Here is an 11,003-nt window from a genome sequence, read left to right as displayed (position 1 = left end):
GGGGATTTCACGCCAGCTATCGCGCGACTGCCCGCGGTGCCCGTCCCGACACCAAGGGCCAACTTCCGGTTGGCCGACGATACGACCGGAGACGCCTCCCATGCTTCTCAGATGGCCGTTTGGGGCCAGTCTCCGCGTAGCCGACGATGGCAACGAAACCAGACGGTCCACGCGCGCGAGGCAGAAGGGGCTATCGAAAGGGTCTTGATGGTTGCAGTGACTGCCGGCAGAACCAGAATACGTTCCAAGCCTTCGCGGGATAAGGCAAGTCTTTCGCGCGCTTGGACCGTCTAGTTTCGTTGAGTCGAATCCGAATTCCAGGCCGCCTATTCGGGAATGATGCGAGTGCCGACCAGCGAGACCCTGCCCGGCACGTAACTCTCCACAGTGGTGCTCAGGAGCACCTGAAAGTACTTGGGGATGGACTTGCCGTCCGCCGACCGCTCCACCAATACCCTCCGCAGCTCCAGCATCCGCTCCGTGTTCGTCACGTACTCGATGGCGGCCTGCGACCCCTGCGTGTAAATGCCGTAAATCAGCAGCACGCGCTGATCCCGCCGCTCGTTCGGCAGCATCAGCACCAAAGCGTAATCACGACTCAGGTTGCCGGTAACTGCGTCGAATTCTGGCCGGTACACGGCTTGCTCGCCCGCCAGCGGCTGCTTATTTGAGATCACGCCGTTGTGAAGCTCGAACCCCGCCGAATACAGGAAGATGCGGCCGCTCCACGACTGATTGCCTCCCAGCAGGATCGTATTCCCGCTCTTGACGGCCTCGTAGTCCACCAGCCTTCCGGCGTTGGCACGGATCTTCTGGCCGGCGCCGGCGAGCAGTTCCGAAAGATTCAGCAGCCCCAGGGCCTCGCCCACCGCCGTGAAATCGGTGGTGCTGGGCACGAACCGGAACTCCGGGAGCTCCCGAAAATGGATGGTGTCGCGAAACTCCGGAATCTGGTCCTTCGGTATCGCGTGGCCGCGCTCCCAGATCGCCGGACTGTCCCCGCCATGCGCCGCGCGCAACAGCGGATGCACTGGGAGCACCACCAGCGGAGGCGGCGCGGGCGGGACGAACGGATGCCAAAACCAGGCGAGACCCTCCGGAAGCCGCGGCGGCACGGCACTGCTCCTTCTTCCAACCAGATCGCGCAGCAGCCACCCGCCTGCCAGAGCGCCACAAACCGCGATACCGGCGAGCAAAGCCGGGACCGGCCGGCGAAACCACGCCCGAGTTGGCCGACTCTCCGGCTCCGTTGCCGTCGCCTCATCATTGATCCGCCTGAACACCGGGACGTACCCGCCCGGCGGTAGATCGATCCACAAACGGTCTTCGCGACCTTTCTCCTCGTAATACGCAACCAGCGATTTGCGGATTTCGTGAGCCTGCACCCGGACAATCGAATCCTCTTGCGGATTGAACGCCGCGCCCCGCTCGTAGATGTCGGAGCCGATGGTGTACTCGTTCACCTCGTCGGCTTTTCCCGACAGCGCCTGCTCGCACATGAATTCCAGGAAGCGGCTCTTCTTCCTGGCCTTCACGAAGTGCCGGCTAAGCAAGACACGCTTTAGCTGGTCGCGCACCTCGTAACGGGAGATGCCGCCGGTCGGCCCATCGTGGACGGTTTTCGACACTTTTACGCCTGACCGGCCACCATTGTAGCGAAAATTAACGGTTATCGCGCGGTTATCAGGCGTTATCGGGCGTTATCGGAACCGCTCCAGCGCGTGCTCGCCGGTTGCGTCTGGATTGTCTAAGTAGTTGCAAACTCAAGCCGGGTTTTCCACCCTCCCATTTCCGCTGCTTTCCCCAACGGCGCCGGGGCGCTCCGCCGTGCGGTCTGCAGCGAATTTTAACAGTGTGATAACGGCTGTAGCGCATACATCGGCCGCGAAAAGGATTATGCTCGTCGCTTCAGGAGTGTTCTTCCCTAGCAGCCATGTTTGAGTAAGACCGGAGTCTTCAGGGGTGAAGCTCCAACAGAGGTAGATATGAAAAGGATAATCGCAAGTCATTGTCTGACGCTGGCCGCGCTGTTGTTGTGTGCCATCACGACGTCAGCGCAGTCCGATCGCGGGACGATCAGCGGGGCGGTCCTCGATTGAAGCGGCGCCGCCATTCCTAACGCAGAGATCGTGCTCACCAACGTCGACACCGGGGTCGTCACCCGCGCCACCGGGAATGACGTGGGACTGTATACACTTTCCAACGTCCCTTTCGGCAGATACGAAATCAGGATCACCAGTGCCGGCTTCAAGACGTACCACGGGTCCGGTATGACCGTGTCGGTCGGGCAGACTTTGCGGCTGGACGTAACCCTGGAGCCGGGGCAGGTGCAGGAGAGCATCACCGTCAACGCGGAGTCGTCCCTGTTGAAGGTGGACACGGCCCAGATTTCCACCACCGTGCAGAGCGAAGCCATCAAGGACCTGCCGCTTTCCTTCGCCGGCGGCCGCGCCATGGAGAGCTTCGCGTATGCCCTCACGCCGGCGGTGGAGGGCAACAACTGGACCTCTTATATCGCGGGCGGCGCGGCGTTCAGCAAGGATGTGCTGATCGATGGGATTTCGGCCACCTCGCAAATCCAGGGCCACGTCGGCGAATCCAGCCCGCCGATGGAGGCGGTGCAGGAATTCAGCGTGCAGACCAGCGGCATGTCGGCGGAATACGGGCATTCCGCGGGCGGCATTTTCAACTTCGCCCTGAAGTCCGGAACCAATGAGCTGCACGGCAGCGCGTTCTACTACCTGCGCAACGAGGCGCTGGACGCGAATAGCTGGATGAACAACTGGAGCCTCAGCCAGTCTCCGAACAACCCGCTGTACCAGCGGGCGCCCGACCGGCAGTTCCTCGGGGGCGTCAGCCTCGGCGGACCGGTGGTTCTGCCCAAGGTCTACAACGGCAAGAACCGCACCTTTGTGTTCGGCTCCTTCGAGAAGTACACCATGTCCAACTACGCGCTTAGCCAGAGCTACGGCGCCACGGTGCCGGTTCCGGCCTTCCTGAACGGCGACTTCAGCCAGTTGCTGACCGGAAAGTCGCTCGGCAAGGATGCGCTGGGGCGCGACGTCATCCAGGGTCAGATTTTTGACCCGGCGACCCTGCGGCAGGTGAACGGCGCCTGGGTATCGGACCCGTTTGTGGGCAATATCGTCCCGCAGAACCGGTTCAGCAACATATCGAAGAAGATCGTGGACATCTATCGCGCGCAGTATCAGCCCATGATCGCGGGCCGGTTGGCCAATAACTCTGCCATCACGAATGCCAACAATCCGTGGTTTCACCAGACGCAGTTCACGGTCAAGGGCGATCACGCTTTTTCGGATCGCAACAAGGCGAGCGGCTCGTTCACGTGGAGCCAGCGTCCGCGCATCCTGGCGGACCAGGGCGGGGTATGGAACCCGGCCGATCCGACCGGCGGCCCGTTCGCCAAAGCGCGATTCCAGCAGGTCACCGGGCGGCAGATCCACTTCAGCGACAACTGGACCATCTCCCCGCGGTTGGTGAACACGTTCTCGGCAGCCTACAACCGCTACCGGAATCCCAGCATTTCGGAACAGGCCGGCAACGGCTGGAATAAGACGTTGGGGTTGCAAAACTCGACCAGCGCCGATTTGTTCCCGACCATCGGTTTCGGGAGCGCGGTCAACGGGGTGGGCGAAACGGGGATCGGCTACAACTCCAGCGGATACTACGTCGGAAACTCGTACATCGTGGGCGATTCCCTGATGTGGGTGAAAGGGCACCATACGATGAAGGCGGGCATCCAACTGTGGAAACAGCAGATTAACGGCCACGCCGGGCTGGACACGCTGACCTTTGGTTTCTCCAACGCCACCACCGGAATTCCGGGGGCAACCTGGGCCAACCAGGTGGGCTTCGGTTTCGCCAGCTTCCTGCTGGGCGCGGTCGACAGCGCCAGCAAAGGGGTGCCGTTCGACCTCTACGGGCGCCGCGGCTACGTCGAGTCGTATTTCCAGGACGATATCAAGGTGACCAGCCGGCTGACCGTAAACCTCGGGGTGCGGTGGGAGCAGGCGCAGCCGTTCCACGAGAAGTACGGACACTGGGGGAACTTCAACCTCACCCTCACCAACACCCAGTACAACCTGCCGGGCGCTCTCGAATTTCTGAAGAGCCCGGGCGATTCCTTCGAACGGAACAAGGATTGGAAGGAGTTCGCGCCACGCATCGGCGTGGCCTACCACCTGACGAACAACGCGGTCATCCGCGGCGGGTACGGCATCTTCTACTCGCCGGAGGGGATCAACTACTGGTCCGGCGTGCCCTACGGTTTCGCGCCCGGTTACCAGGGGACCAATACTCTGGTTGCGTCCGGTAACGTGCCGCGCTTCAACTGGGACAACGGCTATCCCGACCAGTACAAGGCGCCTACCAAGGATCCCAACGCGCTGCCGTGGGGCGTGGTGACGGTAAACCCGAACAGCCTGTTCCAGGGCTACACCCACCAGTACAACGTCAGCTTCGAGTACGAAGTCGACAAGGACCTGGTAGGCGGAGTGACGTACATGGGCAATCTCGGGCGGCGCCTGCATCTCGGCGGGCTGTATCGCAACCAGCCGCTGGCGGCGGCCTACCAGGATCCCAAGGTGAATCCGACGGCGTGGATCTCTGACGCCCCGAGCGCCGCCGCGGCGGGCGTGCCGTATCCCTACGCGGGCTTCAGCGCCTACGCCGGCATGGCGATTCAGCCGTTCCCGCAGGTGGCGGGGCAGACGTGGGGGCCGATCTACTCGGTGGGCACCAACACCGGCGTCTCGCGCTACGATTCGTTGCAGGTGCAGTTAACCAAGCGCATGTCGCACGGGCTGGTGGGGCAGTTCTCGTACATTTACTCCAAGGCGCGCGGCGATGTGGACACGGCGTTCGACGAGACTTGGGACAACACCGCCGGCGTCCAGGACATGCGGAACCTGGGAGCCGAGGCGAACATCCCGCTGTCCTACGACCAGACCCACATCGTGAAGGGGTATCTGCAATATCAGCTTCCGGTGGGCCATGGGCGGCCGTTCCTCAAGTCGGCGCCGGCTTGGGCGAATGCCATCCTGGGCGGCTGGGAGATCAGCTGCCTGTTCCACTACAACACCGGCAACCCGCTGGCGATTTCGCCCAACGTCTGGTATCCGGGTTGGGAAGGCGCGGTGTACGCGGACTGGAACCGCAGCGCGAGCCTGGCGGGTACGTTCAACCCCTCCGGGTTCAATCCCGGGGTGCAGAATTCGACGGCCAACCTGTGGTTCAACCCGTCGGCGTTCTCGAATCCCGTGAACCACCTGCTCGGCAACGGGCAGCGCCGCTATGACGCGCTGCGCGGGCCGGGCTGGTCCAACGAGGACGCCGGGCTGCTGAAGTACTGGCGCTTCAAGGAGCGTGCCAGCCTGCAGTTCCGCGCCGAGATGCTGAACGTTCTCAACCGGCATCATTTCGCCAACCCGAACACCAGCCTGGGCAACACCAGCAACTTCGGGGATATCACCGGCATGAGCGGCAGCCCGCGCAATATGCAGCTTGGGCTCCGGTTGGGCTGGTAAGGAATCCTTCAAGCGGACCCGCGTCGCTTCCGGCGCGGGCCCGCTAGACCGGATCCAATATGTTGCATCCATCTCACCACCGGCTCTGCCGGTGCGGGCACGCGGGATCTCCCGTGACCGCACTCTTTGCGCTGTTCCTCCTGGCGAACTCCGCGCCCGCGGCGACCTACTACGTCGATTGCGCATCCGGTTCCGATACCGCATCCGGCGCCTCGCAATCGGCCGCGTGGAAGAGCCTGGAAAAAATCTCGGCGGCCACATTCGCGCCCGGCGATTCGATCCTCCTGCGCCGCGGCTCCCGCTGTGCCGGCTCGCTCGTCCCGAAAGGCTCGGGCGAAGATGGCCGCCCCATCCGCATCGGCGCCTATGGTGAGGGACTACTGCCCGTCATCGAAGCGGGAGCCGCCGAGGCGGCGGTAAAACTCCTGAACCAGCAGTATTGGGAGATCGAAAACCTCGAGACCACGGGTGGCAATCCGTACGGCGTGTTCATCGGCGCAACCCCGGGCTCTCTCGTGCTGCGGCACTTCGTTCTGCGCGACCTGGTGGTGCACGATGTCGGTGGAACGCCGAAACAGAAAGCCTCCGGCCTGGTTGTCATCGCCGCCGCGAAAGGCATCACCCTGGAAGACATCCTCGTCGACGGCGTCACCGCCTATCGCACCTCGCAGTGGGCCGGCATCTACGTCAGTGGATCGGACACCCGCGCCCGCAACATCGTAGTCCGCAATTCGATCGTTCACGACGTGGATGGCGACGGCATCGTTCTTTTCGCCGCCGAGAACGGCCGGATCGAGAAGAGCGCCGCGTGGCGCACCGGCCTTCAGGAGCGCGAGACCATCGGCACGCCCAATGGAATCTGGACGTGGACCTGCCGCAACTGCATCGTCGAGAACACCGAGGGCTTCTGGATCGATTCGCCCGGAGTCGACGGCGGAGTCTACGACATCGACTGGGGCAATGACGACAACACAGTCCAGTTCAACTACGCCCATGACGCGCAGGGATACTGCGCCGCCATCTTCGGCGCCGGTAAGCGCGCCACCACCAACGGCGTGCTGCGGTACAACGTCTGCGTGAACAACGCACGCAGTCCGAAGCTGGCGCGGCGTCAGGGAGACCTGTTCACGGCCACCTGGGATGGCGGTTCCCTCGATGGCGTGCTGATCGAGCACAACACCGTCATTTGGAATCCGCCCATCGATGGGCCCGCGCTGCAGATGTCCAACACCGAATTCAGCGGCACACGGCCAAACATCGTCTCCGATAACCTGCTCGTCTCTTACGTCCCCAGCCTCGTCCGCTCTGCGCCGCCGGTGAAATTCGAGCGCAATCTCTACTGGCGCCCCGGCCGCCAAGCGGCGAAATGGTCGTACGGAAACCGGGAGTTCACTGCGTTCGACCAATGGACTGAAATTTCGCCGGCGGACGGGTTTGCCAACCCCGGTCTCGATTGGCTCCTCAGTCCACTCAAGACCCTGGCCGGCTTCGGCGCCGTTTCATCGCCCGCGCCGCCGTCCACCGGCCGGAAAGCGCCGGCCGGCGTGCCGTACGGCAGCGGAAAATGGACACTGCTGCTCTTCGCGGGCAAAGCCGAACCGGAAGCGCGCTCCCAACTCGTTTTCGTCCAGACCGCGCTCGCGCAGTACCATGATTGCGGGCTGGATGCTGCCGTGATCCATGAGGGCGTACCGAATCTGCAATACGACTGGAACTTCGGCGCGGTCCGCTCCGTGGAACGCGCGGCCACCAGCGGCGCGGGCTTCGGCAAAGCGCCGGCATTCCTGCTCGTTTCACCCGCCGGCGAAGTCGTCCGCCAATGGGATGGCTTCGCGCGGTCCGCCGATCTGGGCCTGACGCTGAAACACTATCTCGGTCCCGCGCATGGCAATGCGTCACTCGACCTCGACGTTAGCCGCCCTGGCGTCGCTGCCCGATACCCGAATTGAGGTTGTTTAGACGAAGGATGCTGTTATGAACGTTTTTCAAGTTGTGATCGTATCGTCAGCCCTCGCGGCCGCGGCCGCCCATGCCGCCGATGTGAAAAGCGCCGCCTTCGCGCCCGACAAGATGGAGACCATCCTCTACGGCGTCGCGTACTATCCGGAGTACATGCCGGAAGAACGGCTGGAGAAGGACGTGGCCCTGATGCAGAAGGCCGGCATCAGCGTGGTTCGGATGGGCGAGTCCACTTGGAGCAGTTGGGAGCCTCGCGACGGCGAGTTTCAGTTTGCCTGGATGGAGCGCGCGCTCAACCGGCTCCATCAGGCCGGGATTCACGTCATCCTCGGCACCCCCACTTACTCCATTCCAACCTGGCTGTACAAAGAACACCCCGAAATCTTAGTGACCCATGCCGGCACGGCGCCCACCCTTTCGGACCCATACTATCCGTCGTACCCGCCCTCGTCCGCGCCCGGTGCCTACGGTCCTCGCCAGAATTACGATTTCCTGAACCCTTACTTCCTCGAAAAGGCCGAGCGCGTCATCCGCGCGATCGTCGGCCATTTCAAAGACCACCCGGCGGTAATCGGCTACCAGATCGATAACGAAACCGCTCCCACCGGCGTCGCGACGCCGTACGCCACCGCCAAATTCCTCGCCCGGCTCCAGCGGAAATATCACTCGCCCGCCACCATCAATCGCATCTGGGGTCTGAGTTACTGGGGGCAGTTAGTCGACACTTGGCAAGACTTGCCGCCTCGCGACGGAATCCTGAACCCCGGATACAAGCTGGAATGGGAGAATTTCCAGCACGATATCGTAACCGATTATCTCGCGTGGCAGGCCAGGATCGTCAATGAGTACAAGCGCCCCGACCAGTTCATTACCCAGGACTTCAGCGGCGGCGCCCATACGAATCTCGATCAATGGGCGATCGCGAAACACCTCGACGTGGCCGCCGAGAACCCCTACTTCAGCACTCAGAAACGCCTTGAGGGCCGGGGAATCTGGTTTAGCGGCGACGTGGGCCGTTCACTGAAGCACACCAATTACCTAGTCACCGAGACTAACGCGCAATCCATAGGATGGGATTCCCGCTCGCAATATCCACCCTATCCGGGCCAGCTCCGGCAGGTCGTCTATGCCCACCTCGCCGCCGGAGCCAACATGGTGGAGTATTGGCACTGGTCGTCGCTGCATTACGGCCAGGAGACCTACTGGAAAGGGATCCTCTCGCACGACCTCGAGCCCAACCGCCTGTACGAAGAGATGACCGGCGTCGCCGCGGAACTCAAACGCCTTGGCCCGCAGCTCGTCAATTTGAAGAAGGACATCAAGGTCGCGATTCTGTTCAGTACCGATTCCGCCAATGCCATCGCCTACATGCCCTTCAGCGATCGCGTCAACTATCAGACCGTCCTTTCGCAGATGTGGAATGCGCTTTACGATCTGAACGTCGAAGCCGACTTCGTGCAGGCGGGCGACGGCGACGTGTCGCGCTACAAGCTCCTCATGGTCCCGCCTCTGTACAGCGTGTCCGATGCCGTCCTGCGGCAGATCGCCGAATATGTGAAGGCCGGCGGCCACGTGGTGATGGCGTTCAAGAGCGGATTCACCGACGAATACTCCACGGTGCGCCATGTGATGGCGCCGGGACCTCTGCGCGAAGCGGCCGGTTTCCACTATCAGGAATTCAGCAGTCTCGCCGAACCCGTTCCCCTGACGCCCGATCCGTTTCACGCCGCCGGCGAGAACAAGGCATCGGTGTGGGCCGAATTTCTGCTTCCCGATACAGCCGAGGTGCTCGCTTCGCTGGACGACACCACCTGGCGCTTTCCCGTAATCACCCGTAACCGTTACGGCGACGGAACCCTCACCTACGAAGCGACGGTCGTCACCGACGCGCTGCAGCGCGAGATCGTTCGAGACGCGATTTCGCGTGCCGGACTGGCCGGCGAGGACCAGAAGCTTCCGCCACAGGTCAAAATACGGCAAGGACGCAACGGTCAGGGCCGCCTGCTTCGCTATTACTTCAACTTTTCCGAGCAGGACGCGTGCTTTACCTATCCCTATGCAACAGGGGTGGATTTGCTGACCGGATATCCCGTCGAGAAAGGCGTCCGGGTCGATCTCCGCCCCTGGGGTGTCGCGGTAATCGCGGAGCGTTGATCGTGGAGTTCTCGATGGTTCAAACCCGCTCGACCCTGCCGGCAGGACGTGACCAGGAGGGAGTTTCATCGAAACCGGGAGGGGAACGTCGATCGCGACCCACGTGCAGAAAGCTGATGTTCGCTGCACACCGGCGTACGCTTGTCGGCTACCAAATTCCCCTCCTGGTCGCCTGCCGCTCCCAGGACGCCAGCGGAGCGACAACTCGCGCAGCGTTTACTCACCCCGACGGCGCAGACGGGGAGCAGCAGCCGCAGCCCCGAGGGAGCGTTAATTAAGCGCAACTATTTCTTCCTCGGGTGCCTCCCGCTTCTCGGAGCCGGGGACTATCGTACTTTCCGATATTTCAGAATCGCGATGCGGTCGCCGTGGCCACCGCGGCGCAAGACACCACGTTCGCGGAGCTGTAGACTCGACACATGGACCAGAAGGCGTACGAACGCATGAACCCGACCGGCGGCTCACTTGTGATTTCAGGTTTCAGTTCCGCCACTTTCGGAGACGGCGACATATCGCCGCGCTGCCGGCTTCGTGGCGTCGGTGGTTTGGTCCGATTGCTTGGCATACCTATATGATGAAAACACTCGTCCTGCTGCTCGGGGTCGTTGTGCCCCTAGCCGCCGAATTGCCGGATTTCTACAAGAGCGTTGATCGTGTCTTCTGGGTCGTCGACGACATCGACCGTACCGTCGCGGGATGGCAAAAGCTCGGCATCATCGACGTGCGGCCGAATCCCGGTGCCGGCCCGGGCGTTAGGTGGTCCATCGCGCGTTTAGGCGACACGGTTGTCGATTTTATCCAGCCTCTCGATGACAAGACCCCGTTCGCGGCCTATCGGAAGAAGCACGGGCAGGGCATCATGGCGCTGATTCACCACGCTCCCACCAAGGCTGCCGTGGAGCAGGAGCTTGCCCGAATGGCAAATGCTGGCGTCGCGGTCCTGGAAGGGCGGAATCTCGGCACTGAGGGTCGCTACGTCCTCTTCGACACGGCAGAAGAGGGGAAGTATGTCGTCGGAGTTTTCTGCGACCTGGGCGGCGCGGGTTTGCCGCCGGCACCTGCACCGAAGCCGAACGCGAAGCGACTCTCTCAGTATGCGTTCGTGGCGCGCGACCTGAAGGCGGTCTCCCGATACTGGGAGCGGCTCGGATTCCCGGCGATGGACTTCACGCACCCGGTGTTGTGGGACTTGATCTATCACGCTAAACCCGGGAAGTTCGATGCGATTCTCGGGTGGCAGCGGCAGGGCAGGATCGTTTACGAGTGGATTCAGCCCACTATCGGCCCAACCACGTACTTGGATCACCTGTCGAAATACGGAGAGGGGCTGCATCACATCGCTCT

General features: G+C 62.4%; 5 protein-coding genes. 4 read left to right on the top strand and 1 reads right to left on the bottom strand.

Features of this window, described 5'->3' with window-relative positions:
- Positions 1–326: 326 nt before the first annotated feature.
- Positions 327–1,628, bottom strand: coding sequence for a hypothetical protein (locus VF515_21935; protein ID HEX7410291.1), 1,302 nt, complete (start codon positions 1,626–1,628; stop codon positions 327–329).
- Positions 1,629–2,111: 483 nt separating this feature from the next.
- On the opposite strand from VF515_21935, the gene VF515_21930 reads away from it, so the two are divergent.
- The 4 genes from VF515_21930 to VF515_21915 form a co-directional block, all read left to right on the top strand.
- Positions 2,112–5,546 (top strand): TonB-dependent receptor, encoded by a 3,435-nt coding sequence (locus tag VF515_21930; GenBank protein HEX7410290.1) that lies wholly within the window; start codon positions 2,112–2,114, stop codon positions 5,544–5,546.
- 113 nt (positions 5,547–5,659) lie between these two features.
- Positions 5,660–7,495, top strand: a complete 1,836-nt coding sequence (locus VF515_21925; GenBank protein HEX7410289.1) for a right-handed parallel beta-helix repeat-containing protein — start codon at positions 5,660–5,662, stop codon at positions 7,493–7,495.
- A gap of 121 nt (positions 7,496–7,616) precedes the next feature.
- Complete coding sequence (locus VF515_21920; GenBank protein HEX7410288.1) at positions 7,617–9,659, top strand: beta-galactosidase; 2,043 nt, start codon at positions 7,617–7,619, stop codon at positions 9,657–9,659.
- Between the two features lie 571 nt (positions 9,660–10,230).
- Positions 10,231–11,003, top strand: a 773-nt coding sequence (locus tag VF515_21915) for a VOC family protein (GenBank protein HEX7410287.1), incomplete at its 3' end; no start/stop codon positions are given.

The organism is Candidatus Binatia bacterium (assembly GCA_036382395.1).
GTDB lineage: Bacteria > Desulfobacterota > Binatia > HRBIN30 > HRBIN30 > JAGDMS01.
Note: the sequence above shows the minus strand (reverse complement) of the source record. Positions and strands in the feature narration are given on the sequence as shown.

Coding starts and splice junctions, on each gene's coding strand:
- VF515_21920 (HEX7410288.1), top strand. CDS start 7,617: ATGGAGACCATCCTCTACGGCGTCGCGTACTATCCGGAGTACATGCCG.